Genomic DNA, 16,565 nt, shown 5'->3' on the forward strand with positions numbered 1-16,565 from the left:
AGACGGACAGCGTCGCCGGTTAGGCTGGTCGGCAGCCAGGCCGAAGACGTCCACGGCGGCCGGCGGCGATCCCGTCGGCATCCCGCACCCATCCGCCGTCGGACGATACGGATCTGAGCCTTGGTCATATCCCCTCGCTCCCTTCCCAGGTGGCTGACCCACGCGCTCGCCTGGCCGCGCGGGCCCCGGGCCTGGGGCGCCGTCGGGCGGGCCGCACTCGGCACCGCCGTACTGCCCGTGGTGCTGCTGAGCGGCCTGCCCGCCGCCGTCGGGGTGTTCGCCGCGCTCGGCGCGATGCTGGCGACGGTGAACGACCGTCCGGGCGGGCGGCGGGCGGCGGTGCCGCGGATCGGCGTCCCCGCTGCCGCCGGTGCGGCGTTGCTCGCGCTGGGCGCGGCCTTGCAGGCGGCGCACGCCGGGAAGGTGCTGACGGCGTGCGTGCTGACGGTGGTGGGGCTGTTGGCCGGGATGGTCAGCGTGATCGGGCCGGTCGCCTCGGCGGCCGGCACCCAGTTGCTGATCATGGCGGCGATCGGTGCCGGGATGCCCTCCCGGCTCGCGCCGTGGACGATGGCGGTCGCGTTCCTGGCGGGCGCGGCCTGGGTGCTGACGCTGCGTCTGGCGCTGCCCGGCGGACGGCCGGGAGGGCTGTCGTTCCTCGACGGCGAACGGGAGGCGGTCGCCGCCGCGTACCTGCGGGTCGCCGAGCTCCTGGAGGCGGTGGGCACGCAGGCGGCGCCCGCCCGCCGGGTGGCGTTGAGCGAGGCGCTCGACCGGGCGCAGGAGGCGCTCGGCGGGCCGCGCCTGCGGGCGGCGGGCGCGGCCGAGCGCAGGCTGCACGCCAGGTTCGCGGCGGTGCTGCCGCTCGCGGAGGCGGCGGCCGCCCTGGCCTGGAACGGCACGCCGGTGCCGGAGCGGCTCGCGACGGCGCCGCGCCGACTGGCCCGCGCGGTCCGCGAGGACGGCCCGTGCGGTCCGCTGGCCGCACCGCAGCGCCGGACCTCCGAGCTGCGCGCGCTCGACGACGCGGTGCTCGCCGCGGCCCTGGCGTTCGGGAGCCGGGACGGCGGCGCCGGTTCCGGGCTGCCGGCGACCAGCCGTCCGGGCGCCCGGCTGCGACGGGCGGCGGGCGCGGCGGGTCGTGAGTACGGGCTGCGCGTGGCCGTGGCCATCCTGTCGAGCACGGCCGTCGCCATGACGCTGCACGCCCAGCGCTGGTACTGGCTCCCCCTCACCGCGGCCTTCCTGGTCAAGCCCGATCTCGGTCCGCTGGTCTCGCGGGTGCTGTCGCGCGCGGCGGGCACCGTCGCGGGGGCGCTGCTGTTCGCGGCCTGGGCGACGGTGCTGCCGGGCACCGTCTGGGCGGTCGCCGCGGTGGTGCTCGCGGCGGCGGCCATCCCGGTCGCGGGGCGCCACTTCGCCGGGCTGACCGCGGTGGTGACGGTGCTGGTGCTGGCACTGATCGGTGTGGCCAGCGGCCCGCAGGCGATCGGGGACCGGGTCGCGGACACCCTGTTGGCCTGCGCGATCGTGCTCGCGGTCGGCCACCTGCCGATCCCGGGTCACAACGGCCGCACGCTGTCGGCGCGGGTCGGCGCCGCGGTGGAGGCCGCGCGCGGCTACCTGGCCGGGCTGCACGGCGACCCGGCCCGCCGGACCGCGCTGCGCCGCTCCGCCTACCGCACGCTCGCGGACGCCCGCCGGGCGGTGGAGCTCGCGGGTGCCGAACACCCGACGCTGGCGCGCCACGGCGCGCAGGCGGCGCCGGTGGTGGCGGAGCTGGAGCGCGTGGTCGACGCCACCACCGCCTACGCGGTCCGGGTGGCCCAGGGCGAACCGGTCCCGCCGGAGGTCACCGAGCTGCGCGCGCGGCTCGACGGGATGACCGCCGCACGCTAGGGACTGTCTACCTCCGCGATGAGCAGCACCACGTCGTCCTCGTCGTCGTCCGCCTGCCGCAGCGCGGCCAGCAGGCGGTCGCACGTGACTTCGAGCGGCTGCCGGGGCCCGCGCAGCAGGTCGAGGAGCGCGGCGAGGCGGGTGGAGATGGGCTGGGTGCGCGTCTCCACCAGGCCGTCGGTGTAGAGCAGCAGCCGGTCGCCGGGGGCCAGCTCGACGCAGCTGGACTCGAACCGGACTCCCCCGACGCCCAGCGGCGCGCCCGGCGGCAGGTCCAGGAACTCGGGTTCCCGGCCGGGGCGTTCGAGCACGGGCGGCGGATGGCCGGCCAGCGCGACGCGGCACTGCCCGCTGTGCGGGTCGTGCACGGCGTAGACGCAGGTGGCGATGGTCTCCTCCAGGTCGGCGGTGACGCGGTCGAGGTGGCCGAGCACCTGGGCGGGGTCGAGGTCCAGGTCGGCCAGGGTGCGGGTGGCGGTGTGCAGTTGGCCCATGCCGGCGGCGGCGTTGATGTCGTGGCCCATCACGTCGCCGACGACCAGTGCGGTCTTGTCGCCGGCGAGCTCGATGACGTCGAACCAGTCGCCGCCGGCCAGCGCGGTGCGGCCGGCGGGCTGGTACCGGGAGGCGAGCCGCAGGCCCGCGGACCGGGTGGGCGTGCGCGGCAGCAGGTGGCGTTGCAGGGTCAGGGCGGCGTTGCGCTGGCTCTGGTACCAGCGGGCGTTGTCGATGCACACGGCGGCGCGGGCGGCCAGCTCCTCGGCGAGCAGGATGTCGTCCTCGTCGAACGGCCGCGAGTCGCCCAGGCGTTTGAGGTCCAGCGCGCCGAGCACCTCGCCGCGGGCGATCAGCGGCACCGCCAGGTAGGAGTGCAGGCCCGCCCGGCCGAGCAGGGCCGCGGCCTCGTCGTCGCGGGCGATGGCCGGCAGGTCCGTGCCCGCCACCCGGGCCACCAGGACCGGGCGGCCGCTGGTCACGCACCGGGTGACCAGGCGGTCCGCGGCGTACTTGGCGATCTCCCCCACCGGGTCCGCGGCGTGCAGGGCGTCGGACGGCTGGGCCGCGGCCACGGCCAGGGCCCGCAGGGTCACCGGCCCGGCCACCGGCCCGCGGGTGGGCGGGCGACCGCTGAGCACCGAGTCCAGCACGTCGACCGCGGCGACGTCGGCCAGGTCGGGGATGACGAAGTCGGCGAGTTCCTGGGCGGTCCGGCCAAGGTCGAGGGTGGTGCCGATCCGCATGGACGCCTGGGCGACCAGCGCCAGCCGCTGCCGGGCGCGGGCGGCCTCGGCCGTCACGCGCTGCTGCTCGGTGACGTCCAGCACCGAGACCGCCAGGCCGATCACCCGCCCGATCGAGTCCTCCAGCCGGAAGTACGACGCCCGCCAGGCGCGGTCGGCGCCTTGGTCGGCGAGGGTGCGCCCGAAGGTGAACTGGTCGACCAACGGCTCACCGCTCGCCAGCACCTGACGCATCGACGCCTCCACCGCCGCCGTGTCGAGGAACGGCAGTGCCTCCCGGACGTCGCGGCCGATGTGCTGCGCGGCCGGCAGGCCGTTGAGCCGCTCCAGCGCCGGGTTGACCATGACGTACCGCAGATCGGTGTCGAGCACGGCCAGCCCGATCGGCGACTGGGCCACCATCCGCACCGACAGGGCCAGGTCGCGCTCGACACCGCGCAGCGTGGCCTCGTCGGTGGCGATCCCCAGGGCGTAGACCCGGCCGTGCTCGTCCTGCAGCCGCATGTTCCGGAACTCCACCTGCCGGGTGCTGCCGTCCTTGTGCCGCACCGGGAACACCCCGGCCCAGTGCCCGCCGCCGTGCATCACCTCGGCGAACAGCTCCAGGATCATCCCCCAGTGCTCCTCGGCGACCAGCAGCTCGGCCGCGTACCGGCCGAGCGCCTCCTCGGCGCTCCAGCCGAACAGGTCCTGGGCCTGCGGGCTCCACAGCGCTACCCGCCCCTCCGCGTCCAGCACCGCCGCGGCCACCCCGAGCAGGTCCAGCAGGCCGCCGGGTTCGGACGTGGTGGGCCGCACCGCGCCGGGCGCCGGCCGCCGCGCATCGGAGGCACCCATCCCCGGCCCTCCTTCCGCCTGCCACCGGTTCCGGCGGCCCGCTGTCCCGTTCCGGCTGCGCCGCGCCACCTCGCCCTGTCCGCGGGTCGCCCTCCATCGTCTCTCCGCACCGGCCGCTCGGACAGCCCGGCGGGCCGGAACCGCTCAGGCACCGCCCCCCAGCCCCCGCAGGGCCTCGGCGACCGCCCTGCGGGTGGTGCCGAGCTTGCGCAGCACCCGGGCGACGTGCTGCTCGACGGTGCGGGGTGAGAGGAAGAGCGCGCCGGCGATGTCCTGGTTGGTCGCGCCGCGCGCGAGCAGTTCGGCGACCTCGCGTTCGCGCGGGGAGAGCCGGTCGCCGTAGCCGCGGCCGGGGGGCGCAGGCCGGCTCGCTCCCCGCTCGCCCAGCAGCTGCCGGCAGCGCGCGACGGCGGCGGTCGCGCCGAGGCGCTCGTACTCCGCCAGCGCCGTGACGAGGTGCTGCGGCTCGTCGTCGGGGCGGGCGAGCAGCTCGGTGCGCCCGAGTCGCTCAGCGACGCGGGCCGCCTCGTAGGGGCGGCCGATCTCCTGCCAGGCGCGGCGAGCCCGGGCGAAGTGCGCGGCCGCCTCGGACGGGTCGGAAGCGCTCAACAGGCCGCGGGCAACGTGGAGATCGGCGTCGGCTGCGGGCGTGTCGCGGCCGCGCAGCCCGTGCTCGGCGTCGTCGGCGAGCTGTTCGGCGCCGCCGCGGTCGCCGGCGGCCAGGGCCGCCTCGACGGCGGCCGGGACCATGCCGGCGGACCTCGGCCAGGCCTCGGTCTCGCGCAGCAGCGCGACCGCCGGGGCCACCGTGGCGACGGCCTCCTCGGTGCTGCCCAGGGCCAGCCGCAGGGTGACCAGCCCGGCGGCGGCCCGCAGCGCGACGCTCACCTCGGAGTGCGTCTCGCCGTGGGCCGCCGCGGCACCGAAGTGTTCGAGCGCCAGGCTGCTCTGCCCGCGGGCCGCCGCGAGCGTGCCGAGGATCAGGGCGCGTTCGACGCGCACCAGCACGATGTCCGGGTACTCGTCGGCGAGGGCGCCGATCCGCTGCTCAAGGCCGTCCCAGTGGCCGCCCTGGAGGTCGAGGGTCAGCAGGGTGGCCTGGCCGTAGACCCTCAGGTACGGGATGCCCGAACGGTCGGCGGGCTCCCGGTTGCGGGTCAGCAGCTGCCGGGCGCGGGCGTCGTGGCCGAGCTCCGCGGCGAAGGTGCCGGTGTTGTGCACGGCGCGCGCGACCTGCCGGGCGACCGCCTGGTCCGGGGAGTCCGGCGGCAGCCGGTCCACCAGGGACCAGAGCGCGGGGTCGCCCTCGCGCGCCATCAGGGTGATCCGCGAGGCGCGGACGGCCGCCCGCATGCCGTCGTCGCGGGAGTCGGCCACGGCGGCCTCGGCCCGGTCCATCCACTCCCCGGCCCGCTCGACGGCGCCGTCCCACTCGTTCATGGCGAGCGCGACCATCGCCCGGGCCGCCCGCTCCGGGCGGCTCGCCAGCTCGCCGGCGGCCCGCTCGATCTCGCCGAAGCCCGCGCGGTCGCCGGCCTGGGTGAGCATGAGCAGGCCGAGGCTGAGGCGGGCCTCGCCGCGGGTGGCGTCGGACAGCTGCGGGTCCGAGACGATGTGGCGCAGCAGTGCGGCGTTCGCGGTGTAGTCCGCGCCGAAGCTCGCGATGTCGGCCAGGGCGAGTGCGGCGCGCGACCTCAAGTCGTGGTCGAGACGGGGCTCTTCGAGAATCTGCCGGAGCAGCGTGGCGGCGGTGCCGGTGTCGCCGACGGCGATCGACTGGTCGGCGGCCTGCTCCGCCCGGCGCAGCCACTCCTCCCGGTCGCCGAGGGCCCGGGTGTGGTGGGCGATCTGCACCAAGGGCACCGGCTGGTGGGCCCGGAGGCGCTCAATCGCCCGCTGGTGCAGCCGCCGGCGCTCCGGTCCGGGCACGTGCTGGTAGGCGACCTGCTGGGCCAGCACGTGGCGGAAGGTGTAGCGCCCGGTCTCGGTCTCGCGCAGCACCGAGGCCGCCAGCGCCTCGGTGATGCCCTGGGCGCCCTCGGCCGGGTCGATCCCCGCGATCTCGACGAGCAGCGGTTCGGCGGTGGCGACGGCGAGCACGGCGGCCGCGTCCACCACGGCCGCGCCGGCCGGCGACAGTGCGACGAGCCGCTCGGTGACGGCCTCGCGCAGGCCGTGCGGCGCGTCCGCGCGGTGCAGCCGCTGCGCCGCGTCGTCGTAGCCGCTGCGGCGGCCCTGCTCCCGCAGGGTGATCAGGTCCTCGACGGCCACCAGCGGGAGCCCTTCGCTGCGCTGGTGGAGGGTGCGGCCCAGGGCCGGGGTGGCGTGCTGGCCGAGCGTGGCGGTGGCCAGCGCCCGGATGTCGGCCTCGCCGAGCGCGTCCAGGCGGATGGTGGCGCCGTTCACCCCCGGCGGGTGGCGGTAGGCGGCGCCGAGCACGGGGGTGCCGGGGCCCAGGTCCTCGGCCCGGTAGGTGAGGACGAGGGAGAGCTGCGCGGGCAGGTCGCGGGCGAGCAGCAGGAGCAGGTCGCGGGTCGCCTCGTCGACCCAGTGCAGGTCCTCGACGACCAGCACGACCGGCCCGAGCGCGCCGAGGAAGGAGCGCACGCCCTGGACCAGCCGGCGCCGCTCGACGTGCGGGTCCCCGGCCGGCTCGGGCGGGGGCGGCAGCCGGTCGGCCAGGTCCGGGAGCAGCGGTGCCAGGGCCCCGGCGGTCGGCGGGACGCCCGCCGTGGGCAGCCAGTCGCCCGCCCCGTGCAGCGCGTCGATCACCGGGCTGAACGGGAACGGCTCGCGCAGCGGATGGCACGAGCCGGTGAGCACCCGGCCGCCCTCGCCGGACAGCACCAGCGCCGCCTCGTGCACCAGCCGGGACTTGCCGATCCCGGCCTCGCCCTCGACCAGCACGACCGCCGGCGGCTGCCGGACCGCGGCGAGCAGCAGCTCCAGCTCGCGCCGCCGCCCCACGAACGGGAGGTCGCCTCCCGTTGCCGCCGAGTCGGGGTCGAGGACCTTCACCACGAGCGTCAGCCTCCTGAGCTGTCCTGCGGGGACCAGCCCGGCGGCGCCGGGCGCGGCGCCGGGCCCCTGTGTCGATGCTACGGCCGCTGTCGATCAGGCCGGGCGGAGCGCGCTCGGGCGGCCGCGCCCTCGGTGCTGCGCTCCCGAGCCGTGGTCAGGAGGCGCTCTCGCTGCCGGGGATGACGCGGCGCCAGATCTCCTGCTGGAACTGACGGGTGGTCAGCTCGACGTGCTCGGCCATCAGCGCCTCGGCCTGATCCGGCTCACCGGCGGCGACCGCCTCGGCGATCGCCGCGTGTTGTTCGGCGGCGGCCGTGAGCGAACCGGCGGCGACTCCCGTCAGGCCGATCGTGGCGACCTGGCGCTGCAGGCGTCGCACCGCCTCGACGGTGGAGGCGATGAACATGTTCCCGGCGGCCGTCGCGACACCGATGTGGAAGGCGTCATCGGCGGCGGTGAAGGCCTCGATGTCGCCCTGCTCGGCGGCCTGGGCCGACTGCTGCGCGGCCTCCCGCACCGCCTTCACCTGGGCGGGCCTGGCCCGCTGCGCCGCCAGGTTGGCCGAGATGGTCTCCAGGTAGCGGCGGAACTCGAACAGCTCGTCCACCTGTTGCAGGTCGGCCGGCAGGAAGTTCGCCACCGACTGCTGCCAGGACGGCGGCTCCGGCTCGGCCACGTAGATGCCGCGCCCCTTCTGCACCGACAGCCGCCCCAGCGCCGAGAGGATCTTGACCGCCTCCCGGACCACCGTGCGGCTCATCTGGACCTCGTCCGCGAGGTCCTTCTCGGTGGGCAGCCGGGCGCCCGGCTGCAGGCCCGACCGGACCACGTACTCAAGGATCCGCTCGGCCGCCACCTCGTAGCCGGGGCGGTAGGCGCCCGCTGCCTCCGCAGACGTCGCGGACGACTTCTCGGACCCGGTCAACGGCACTCCCCATGCTCGCGAGCGAGGCTGACGGGTTCCGCTGCGAGCCTTACCTGCCCTTGGTCGGCGCCCGATGCTTCACACACATTCGGCTGATTTCGGGTTCAGTGAAGCACACGGGCACACCTGACACCACCATCGGTGCGCGCCGGGGCCGCTCCCCTCCGCCGTCCTAACCGCCGCCCCGGCCGCCGGTCCGCGTCACCCCGCCATCGCCGCCGCCGCGCTGACGGTCAGGCAGGCCAGCACCCTGGTCCCGTCGGCGCAGGCCCGCACCAGCCACCGGCTGCTGGAGCGGCGCACCAGCTCCAGGCCCCGCCCGACCGGGTCGCCGCCGGGCGGCACGTGGCGCGGGAGCAGCCGGCTGCGCCACCGGCCCCAGTCCCTGACCTCGACGGTCAGGTCGGCGCCGTCGTGCTCGATCAGCAGGGCCACGTCCTGGCTGCCGCTGTGCAGCACCGCGTTCGTGGCGAGTTCCGAGACGACCAGCAGCAGCCGGTCGACCACCGCGTCGTCGAGGTGCCAGCCGCGGGCGGCCTCACGGGCGAACCGGCGAAGCGCCGGGACGGCCGCCGGGGAGGCGGGCAGCACCCGCAGCGCGACCGGCCTCGCCCCGCCGTGGAGGTCCCAGGCGGAGCGCCCGTCGGAGTCGGCCGTCCCGGGGACAGGGGCGGCGGTCGTCGGCGATGAAGAGGAAAAGGCCATGTCAGCTCCCTGGTGGGTCCCCCAGGTGGTGCACACCCCCTCGGATACCTACGACCGTGCCCGGCGCCGGCTACGGCGGGCAATCCGTGGTGGCCGGACTAGGTATACGTATCGCGGGCCCGGCCCCCGGATCCTTACCCGTGGCCGGCAGCGGGGCGCCGAGCAGCGGCCCGGGCCGGGTGCCGCGCAGGGCGTCGAACCTGCCGACTCCCTCGTACCGGCCGCTGCCGCGTGCGGCCCCGGCCGCGGGCGACACGATGGCGCCGGTACCGGTCAGCGGCACGACGGACTCCTCGGGTGGGCCTGGCGCGCGGTCCGCACAGCGAGCAGGTCGGTGGCGAGCAGCGCGGCGCCCTGGCAGCCGGCGTGGTGGCCGAGTTCGGCCGGGACGATCTCGGGGGTACGCGGGAACGCCAGCCGTTCGGCGACCGCCGCGCGCAGCGGTCCGAAGTACCGTTCGCCGGCCCGGGCGAGACCCCCGCCGATCACGATGCGCTCGGGGTCGAACAGCGTGGTGGCGGCGGCGAGGCCCTCGGCGAGCGCCTCGATCGCGGTGTGCCAGACCGCCACCGCACTGCGGTCGCCGGCCGCGGCGCGTTCGCCGACCTCCTTGGCCGTGACGTCCCGCTCACCGGTGTCGGCGGCGTAGTGGCGAGCGATGGCGGCGGCGGAGGCGACCGTCTCCAGGCAGTTCCGGCCGCCGCAGGGGCACGCCCCGCCACCCGCGAGCAGCGGCAGGTGGCCGAGCTCGCCGGCCGTCGAGTGGCTGCCGGCCAGCGCCCGCCCGCCGATCATCAGGGCGGCGGCGACCCCGGTGCCTACCGGGACGAAGAGGAAGTTGCGGCTGCCGCGCCCCGCGCCGAGCCGGGCCTCGGCCAGGCCGCCGGCCCGCACGTCGTGGCCGAGCGCCACCGGGATGCCGAGTGCCTCGGTCAGCCGCTCGCGGACCGCCAGCCCGCGCCAGCCGAGGTTGGCGGCCAGCAGGCAGACGCCGGTCGCCTCGTCGACGATCCCCGGCACCGCGATGCCCGCGGCCGCCGGCCGGTGCCGCTCGGCGAGTTCGGCGGCGGCCGCGAGCACGGAGTCCAGCACCGCGTCCGGCCCCCGGTCGGCGAGGGTGGGCCAGCGTCCGGTCGTTCGCAGGGTGCCGTCCGGTCCCGTGGCGCCGCCCTTGATGTAGGTGCCGCCGACGTCCAGCGCGATGGTGGTGACGGTCACGGCTGGTTCAGCACGATCGAGCGGGTCAGGTTGCACGGCCGGTCCGGGTCCAGGCCGCAGGACTCGGCGATCTCCTGCTCCACATGACTCACAACGGCCTCCCAGCATGGGGGATCGACAGGGTGTGCTGCTCTGGACCGGGTCCCCGTCACGCGCTGGACGGTGGGTCGACGTCTGAGCAACTCTAGATTGGTGGCGCCGAGTTGGCGCAGATGTGCGGGCACGTCGGCCACGCCTGGCACCCCGGGGCGAACTCGCAGTGGCGTCCTGCGGATGCGATCAGACTCTAACCACCGCCGACATCCCGGAACAAGCGCTCCCGTCGATGTTTCTGAACAATCTAGGGTCCGCAATGCCATTGGGAGGCCCCCACCTGCGCAGACAGGGGTTCCATGTCGACCGGGCCGGCGGAAATAAATCTGATCCACTGCTTGCACGGCCCCGCGATCTCTCCTAGAGTCCCACCACACCCAGACCAGAGGCCTGATGAGGAGCTCCCCGATGAAACTGCTGCGGGTCGGTCTCGCCGGCCGGGAAGTACCGGCGGTGCGAACGCCGGACGGACGGCTGCTGGACCTGTCGGCGATCACTCCCGACATCGACGGCCGCTTCCTGGCCGACGACGGGGTGTCCCGGGTCCGCGCGGCGCTGGCCGAGGGCCGGCTGCCCGAGCTGGACGGGACCGGCCTGCGGGTCGGGGTGCCGGTGGCCCGCCCGGGCAAGGTGGTCTGCATCGGCCTCAACTACCGTGACCACGCGGCGGAAACCGGCGCGCCCATCCCGCCCCGGCCGGTGGTGTTCATGAAGGACCCGGGCACCGTGGTCGGCCCGTACGACCAGGTGCTGATCCCCCGCGGGTCGGTGAAGACCGACTGGGAGGTGGAGCTCGCGGTGGTCATCGGCCGCCGCGCCCGCTACCTGGACTCGCCCGCGGACGCCCTGGCGTGCGTGGCGGGGTACGCGATCAGCAACGACGTGTCGGAGCGGGAGTTCCAGCTGGAGTACTCGGGCCAGTGGGACCTCGGCAAGTCCTGCGAGACCTTCAACCCGCTGGGCCCGTGGCTGGTCACCCCGGACGAGGTGGTCGACCCGCAGGAGCTGCGGCTGACCACCAAGGTGAACGGCGTCATCCGCCAGCACGGCGCCACCAACGACATGATCTTCGAAGTGGCCCACCTGCTCTGGTACTTGAGCCAGTACCTGGTGCTGGAGCCCGGCGACGTGGTCAACACCGGGACGCCCGCCGGCGTCGCGCTGGGCCTGCCCGGCCGGCCGTACCTGCGCCCGGGCGACATCGTCGAGCTCGCCATCGACGGGCTCGGCGAGCAGCGCCAAGTCTTCGCAGCCGCCTGAGAGGAGGCACCACCATGACCGAACTGACCGGCCTGCGGGCCATCGTCACCGGCGGCGCCTCGGGCATCGGCCTGGCCACCGCCGAGCTGTTGGCCCGGCGCGGTGCGGCGGTGGCCGTGCTCGACCTGGCGCCCGGCGGGCTGCCGTCCCCGCTGCTCGGCTTCAGGGCCGACGTGGCGGACGACGCGAGCGTGCGCGCCGCGGTCGACACCGCCGTGCTCGCACTGGACGGCCTGGACATCCTGGTGAACAACGCCGGGATCGGCGCGACCGGCACGGTCGAGGAGAACCCGGACGACCAGTGGCGGCAGGTGCTCGACATCAATGTGCTCGGCGTCGTCCGCACCACCCGGGCCGCCCTGCCGCACCTGCGGCGCTCGGCGCACCCCGCGATCGTGAACACCTGCTCGATCGCCGCGACCGCCGGACTGCCCGGGCGGGCACTGTACTCGGCGAGCAAGGGCGCCGTGCAGGCGCTGACCCTGGCGATGGCGGCCGACCACGTCGCCGAGGGGATCCGGGTCACCTGCGTCAACCCCGGTACCGTGGCCACCCCTTGGGTGACCCGGCTGCTGGACCGCTCCCCCGATGCCGCGGCCGAGCTGGCGGCGCTCCAGGCCCGCCAGCCGCACGGCCGGCTGGTCGGCGCCCAGGAGGTCGCCGCCGCGATCGCCTACCTGGCCAGCCCGCTCGCGGGCTCGACGACCGGCGTCGCGCTGCCCGTCGACGGCGGCATGGCCGGCCTGCGCGTCCGCCCCGCCCAGGGCTGACCACCCCCGAACTCCCCGGCCGGACCCGTGCGTTGTGAGGGGCGCACTGGTCCGGCCGGGGCACTTTCAGTGAGAGGCGACCCCACGATGTCCCTGCGCACGACCGCCCTCGGGCGTACCGGCACCCTCGTCACCGAGCTGTCCCTGGGCGCCGCGGCGCTCGGCAACCTGTTCCACGCGGTGAGCGACGAGGAGGCCGCCGCCACCGTCGACACCGCGTGGGAGTGCGGGATCCGCAGCTTCGACACCGCCCCGCACTACGGACTGGGCCTGTCCGAGCGCCGATTGGGCGCCGCGCTGCACACCCGGCCGCGCGAGCAGTACACGCTCTCCACGAAGGTGGGCCGCCTGCTGCTGCCCCGGGTCGGGCCGCACGGCGACGACCTGGCGAACGGCTTCGCCGTCCCCGCCACGCACTCCCGGGTCTGGGACTTCAGCGCCCGCGGCGTGCGCACGAGCATCGAGGACAGCCTCGACCGGCTCGGCCTGGACCGGGTGGACACCGTCTACCTGCACGACCCCGAGGAGCACGAGCGCGAGGCCTTCGAGCAGGCCTACCCGGAACTCGAACGGCTGCGGGCGGAAGGGACGGTGGGTGCGATCGGTGTCGGCATGAACCAGACCGACACCCTGACCCGGTTCGTCCAGGACACCGACGTCGACGTGGTCCTGCTGGCCGGCCGCTACTCACTGCTCGACCAGGGCGGGCTGCGCTCGCTGCTGCCCGAGGCGGCGCGGCGCGGCGTCTCGGTGCTGGTCGGCGGGGTGTTCAACTCGGGCCTGCTGGCGGATCCCAAGCCCGGCGCGACCTTCGACTACGCGCCGGCCTCCCGCCAGCTGCTGGACCGGGCGCTGGCCCTGAAGGCGCTGTGCAAGGAGTACGACGTCCCGCTGCGGGCGGCCGCACTGCAGTTCCCGCTCGGCCACCCCGCGGTCCCGGGGATCCTGCTCGGGGCGCGCAGCGGCGCGGAGGTCGCCGACGCCGTCGCGATGCTGCGCCACCCCATTCCCCGGGCACTGTGGCGCGCCCTGCTCTGGCACGGTCTGCTCGCCTCGGACGCACCGTTCCCCGGGGAGCGTTCGTGAAGCGGCCCACCACGACGAAGGGGGCGGCCGTGCCCGTCATCGACGCCCACCAGCACGTCTGGGACCTCGCGGTCCGCGACCAGGGCTGGCTCACCGGACCCGAACTCGCGCCGCTGCGACGTGACTTCACCATGGACGAGCTGCGCCCGCAGGCCGCGACCGCCGGGGTCGACGCCACCGTGCTGGTGCAGACGATCTGCGTGCCCGAGGAGACGCCCGAGTTCCTGGCGCTGGCCGCCGCCGACCCGCTGGTGGCCGGCGTCGTCGGCTGGACCGACCTGACCTCGCCCGCCGTCGCCGACGCCCTCGCCGAGCTGCGTGAACTTCCGGGCGGCGAGCGGCTGGTGGGGATCCGCCACCAGGTCCAGGGCGAGGCCGACCCGGAGTGGCTGCTGCGCCCGAAGGTGGACCGGGGGCTGGCCGCGGTCGCTCAGGCCGGACTGGTCTACGACCTGGTGCTGCGCCCCGAGCAGCTGTCGGCGGCCGTCGAGGCCGCCCGATCCCGGCCCGAACTGACCTTCGTGCTGGACCACTTGGGCGCTCCCCCGATCCGCCCCCGCACTCCGGACAGCTGGGCAGCCGACCTGCGCGCGCTGGCCGGGCTCCCCAACACCGTGGCCAAGCTCTCCGGCCTGGTCACCCAGGCCGACTGGCACGCCTGGGACATCGCGGACCTGCGGTCCTGCGTCTCGGTGGCGCTGGAGGCCTTCGGCCCGCAGCGGCTGATGTTCGGCTCGGACTGGCCGGTGTGCACGCTGGCGGCCGACTACACACAAGTGGTCGCGACCACGAGCGAGTTGCTGGCGGACCTGTCGGCTGACGAGCGGCGCGAGGTCCTCAGCGGGACGGCGGCCCGCGTCTACGGGCTGTGACGCAGGCGTAAGGGGGTGAGGGGCGGACGCAGCTGCGTCCGCCCCTCACCCCTTTCGCGCCGCCGCGTCAGTCGAGGTGGAAGACCTCCTCCGCCGGCGCCCACCACTCGCCCGACTCCGCGCTGTCCAGCGGCTGCTGGCAGGGGTCGGTGCGGGTCCACCACTCGCGGGTGACGGGGCACTCGCCGATCCGGGCGGAGTCGGCCGCCCAGTCCTCGCCGCTGTATTCCAGGTAGCTGAAGAGCAGTCCGTCGCGCAGGAAGATCGAGTAGTTGCGGATGTTGGCGCGCTTGAGGGTCGCGAGCACCTCGGGCCAGGCCGCGGCGTGCAGCGCGCGATACTCGGCCTCCAGTTCCGGGCGCAGGCGGATGACCGTCGCGAAGCGTTGAACTGGCATGATGTCAGCTCTTTCTGATGGATGGTCAAGGCCCGTCGGCCCCCTCGCGAGGGGGCCGACGGGCCGTCTGGTCACCAGCCGGGCTGGTCGAACCCGATCCCGGGCGCGGTCGGGGCCTGCACCAGGCCGTCGGCGCCCACCGCCGGCTCGCGCACCACGGGGTTGGTGTACACCAGGGACTCGTAGTAGGTGGTGTTGGGTATCGCCATGCACAGGTGCGCGTTGACCACGCCGTTGCCGTGCACCTCGGCGCGCAGCTGGTAGCTGTCGGCCAGGTGCGCGATCCGCATGGCGCCGGTGATGCCGCCCTTGAGCTGCGCGCTGGTGCGGACCAGGCCCGCCGCGCCGGCCGCGATGAAGTCGCCGGTGTTCATGTGGGCGCCGTCGGAGGTCTCGGCGACCAGCAGCGGGATGTCGACCTGCTCGGCGAGCCGGCGGTAGGAGGTCACGCTGAACTCGCGCATCGGCTCCTCGTACCACAGGTAGCCGGCCTCGGCGGCGGCCCGGCCGACGTAGATCGAGTCGAGGAGGTCGAAGCCGGCCGAGCCGTCGTACATCAGCGGCACGTCGTCGCCAACGTGCGCGCGCAGCTTCTGGCACAGGTCGGCGTCCGCCTTCGGGTCGCCCCAGGCGTGCAGCTTGATGGCACCGTAGCCCAGCTCCAGGCACTGGTCGGCCACGTCGAGGTACTCCTCGACGCTGCCGTAGGTGACGGTGCTGGCGTAGGCCGGGATCGCCTCGCGGTAGCCGCCGAGCAGCCGGTGGACCGGGAGTCCGGCCGCCTTGCCGGCCAGGTCCCACAGCGCCACGTCGACCAGGCCGAGGGCATAGATCGGAAACTCCTCGATCCGGTCCAGCTCCCACATCCGGTGCCAGAGCAGCTCGCGCATCAGCGGGTCGCGCCCGATCAGGTCGGCGCGGATCCGGCGGTCGACCAGGTCGGCGACGATCACTCCGCGCCGCGTGTGCGCCTCACCGATCACGCCCTCGTCCGTGTGGACGCGCAGGATGCCGCCGAGCACCGCGGGTTCCGAGCCCGGCAGGCCGGCCCGCCAGCGGAAGGGCGGCGACGCGGGCAGCTCGACCAGTTCGACGGTCACATCGGTGATTCTCATGGGTTTCCTTCAGACGGTTGGGCTGGAACTTCAGGAGTCGGCGTCGTCGCCGGGCAGCACGTGGCGCCAGATCTCCCGTTGGAACTGCTTGGCGGTGATGCCGATGTGTTCGGCCATCAGGGCCTCGGCAAGGACGGGCTCACCCGCGGCGACGGCTTCGGCTATCGCCTCGTGCTGCCCGGCGGCCACCCGCAGCGATCCGCCGGCGGCCCCGGCCAGGCCGATGGCCTCGACCTGGCGTTGCAGGTAGTGGGCGGCATCCACGGCGGAGGCGAAGAACATGTTGGAGGCGGCTGCCGCGACGGCGAGGTGGAAGGCCACGTCGGCGGCAGCGAAGGCCTTCAGGTCGTTCCGCTCCGCTTCTTCGGCGGTCTGCCGTGCGGCCTCGCGAAGCTCCCTGACCTGCACCGGGGTGGCCCGCTGCGCGGCGAGCCTGGCGCTGATGGTCTCGACGTGGCGGCGGAACTCGAAGAGTTCGTCCACCTGGCGCAGGTCGGCCGGCAGGAAGCTGGCCAGCGACCGCTGCCAGGCGGATTGTTCGGGTTTGGCCACGTGGATGCCGCGGCCCTTCTGGACGGACAGCCGCCCGAGGGCGGAGAGGATCTTCACCGCCTCCCGGACCACGGTGCGGCTCATCTGCACCTCGTCCGCGAGCTCCTTCTCGGTGGGCAGCCGGGCCCCCGGACGCAGGCCGGCCCGGACGACGTATTCGAGGATGCGTTCGGCGGCGACCTCGTAGCCGGGACGGTAGGCGCCGTTCGCGCCCGCAGGTGCCGAGACCTTCACTGAGTCGGTCATCCGCTCTCCCCCTGTTCGTTCTGGAGGCGTCGGTCGGCTCGGATTCACTTCGACACCCGATCGACGTCTTGTTTCAGATACATCGGCTAGCTCACGATTCAGTGAAGCACATCAAAACTCTTGACGCCAGGATCTGGCGACTACAGACTCTTCCCCATCCCACCTGGGTGGTTTCACCCCATTCCCACCGCAGCACCCGACGCAGGAGCCAGTTCCCGCACCATCGGAGGAGCTGTCCCCCTGCGGAATCGGCCCCTCAGACCGCTGGATCCTGACATGTTTCGGATCTATGGTGACGAGCCCCGCACGCAGAGATAGGCAAGGCACA

The 16,565-nt window shown here is 74.8% G+C and carries 13 protein-coding genes; 5 read left to right on the forward strand and 8 right to left on the reverse strand.

The annotated features are described in order from the left end of the window. Positions 1-120: 120 nt before the first annotated feature. The gene (locus FHX73_RS31170) at positions 121-1,899 is read left to right on the forward strand and encodes an FUSC family protein (RefSeq protein WP_246213994.1); all 1,779 of its coding nucleotides are present in this window, start codon (positions 121-123) and stop codon (positions 1,897-1,899) included. On the opposite strand, the gene FHX73_RS31175 is transcribed toward FHX73_RS31170, so the two are convergent. From FHX73_RS31175 to FHX73_RS31195, 5 genes are all read right to left on the reverse strand, one after another. Further along, the gene (locus FHX73_RS31175; protein WP_145909295.1) at positions 1,896-3,977 is read right to left on the reverse strand and encodes a SpoIIE family protein phosphatase; all 2,082 of its coding nucleotides are present in this window, start codon (positions 3,975-3,977) and stop codon (positions 1,896-1,898) included. The two genes, FHX73_RS31170 and FHX73_RS31175, sit on opposite strands and share 4 nt — an antisense overlap. A gap of 144 nt (positions 3,978-4,121) precedes the next feature. Further along, entirely contained in the window at positions 4,122-6,998 is a 2,877-nt protein-coding gene (locus FHX73_RS31180) for an ATP-binding protein (protein WP_246213995.1), read from the reverse strand. 154 nt (positions 6,999-7,152) lie between these two features. After that, on the reverse strand, positions 7,153-7,923 hold the full coding sequence (locus FHX73_RS31185) for a FadR/GntR family transcriptional regulator (protein ID WP_145909296.1): 771 nt from the start codon (positions 7,921-7,923) through the stop codon (positions 7,153-7,155). 201 nt (positions 7,924-8,124) lie between these two features. After that, positions 8,125-8,628 (reverse strand): ATP-binding protein, encoded by a 504-nt coding sequence (locus FHX73_RS31190; RefSeq protein ID WP_145909297.1) that lies wholly within the window; start codon positions 8,626-8,628, stop codon positions 8,125-8,127. Positions 8,629-8,901: 273 nt separating this feature from the next. Next, positions 8,902-9,846, reverse strand: coding sequence for an ROK family protein (locus tag FHX73_RS31195; RefSeq protein WP_246213996.1), 945 nt, complete (start codon positions 9,844-9,846; stop codon positions 8,902-8,904). A 501-nt stretch (positions 9,847-10,347) separates the two neighbouring features. Between FHX73_RS31195 and FHX73_RS31200 the strand changes: the two genes are divergently transcribed. The 4 genes from FHX73_RS31200 (at position 10,348) to FHX73_RS31215 (ending at position 13,927) form a co-directional block, all read left to right on the forward strand. Beyond that, positions 10,348-11,199, forward strand: coding sequence for a fumarylacetoacetate hydrolase family protein (locus FHX73_RS31200; RefSeq protein WP_145909299.1), 852 nt, complete (start codon positions 10,348-10,350; stop codon positions 11,197-11,199). A gap of 14 nt (positions 11,200-11,213) precedes the next feature. Then, positions 11,214-11,969, forward strand: coding sequence for an SDR family NAD(P)-dependent oxidoreductase (locus tag FHX73_RS31205; RefSeq protein ID WP_145909300.1), 756 nt, complete (start codon positions 11,214-11,216; stop codon positions 11,967-11,969). Between the two features lie 93 nt (positions 11,970-12,062). Beyond that, entirely contained in the window at positions 12,063-13,055 is a 993-nt protein-coding gene (locus FHX73_RS31210; protein ID WP_145909781.1) for an aldo/keto reductase, read from the forward strand. 29 nt (positions 13,056-13,084) lie between these two features. Continuing rightward, positions 13,085-13,927 carry an amidohydrolase family protein gene (locus FHX73_RS31215; RefSeq protein WP_145909301.1) on the forward strand — a complete coding sequence of 281 codons (843 nt, stop codon included), beginning with the start codon at positions 13,085-13,087 and terminating at the stop codon, positions 13,925-13,927. Positions 13,928-13,994: 67 nt separating this feature from the next. On the opposite strand, the gene FHX73_RS31220 is transcribed toward FHX73_RS31215, so the two are convergent. The 3 genes from FHX73_RS31220 to FHX73_RS31230 form a co-directional block, all read right to left on the reverse strand. After that, positions 13,995-14,324: an L-rhamnose mutarotase gene (locus FHX73_RS31220; RefSeq protein WP_145909302.1), complete on the reverse strand. Its 330-nt coding sequence runs from the start codon at positions 14,322-14,324 to the stop codon at positions 13,995-13,997. Positions 14,325-14,395: 71 nt separating this feature from the next. Next, positions 14,396-15,439, reverse strand: a complete 1,044-nt coding sequence (locus tag FHX73_RS31225; protein WP_145909303.1) for an enolase C-terminal domain-like protein — start codon at positions 15,437-15,439, stop codon at positions 14,396-14,398. Between the two features lie 30 nt (positions 15,440-15,469). Then, on the reverse strand, positions 15,470-16,237 hold the full coding sequence (locus FHX73_RS31230) for a FadR/GntR family transcriptional regulator (protein WP_145909304.1): 768 nt from the start codon (positions 16,235-16,237) through the stop codon (positions 15,470-15,472). Positions 16,238-16,565: the final 328 nt, after the last annotated feature.

The sequence above is a fragment of the Kitasatospora viridis genome (assembly GCF_007829815.1).
GTDB lineage: Bacteria > Actinomycetota > Actinomycetes > Streptomycetales > Streptomycetaceae > Kitasatospora > Kitasatospora viridis.

Coding starts and splice junctions, on each gene's coding strand:
- FHX73_RS31175 (WP_145909295.1), bottom strand. CDS start 3,977: ATGGGTGCCTCCGATGCGCGGCGGCCGGCGCCCGGCGCGGTGCGGCCC.
- FHX73_RS31190 (WP_145909297.1), bottom strand. CDS start 8,628: ATGGCCTTTTCCTCTTCATCGCCGACGACCGCCGCCCCTGTCCCCGGG.
- FHX73_RS31200 (WP_145909299.1), top strand. CDS start 10,348: ATGAAACTGCTGCGGGTCGGTCTCGCCGGCCGGGAAGTACCGGCGGTG.
- FHX73_RS31205 (WP_145909300.1), top strand. CDS start 11,214: ATGACCGAACTGACCGGCCTGCGGGCCATCGTCACCGGCGGCGCCTCG.
- FHX73_RS31220 (WP_145909302.1), bottom strand. CDS start 14,324: ATGCCAGTTCAACGCTTCGCGACGGTCATCCGCCTGCGCCCGGAACTG.
- FHX73_RS31225 (WP_145909303.1), bottom strand. CDS start 15,439: ATGAGAATCACCGATGTGACCGTCGAACTGGTCGAGCTGCCCGCGTCG.
- FHX73_RS31230 (WP_145909304.1), bottom strand. CDS start 16,237: ATGACCGACTCAGTGAAGGTCTCGGCACCTGCGGGCGCGAACGGCGCC.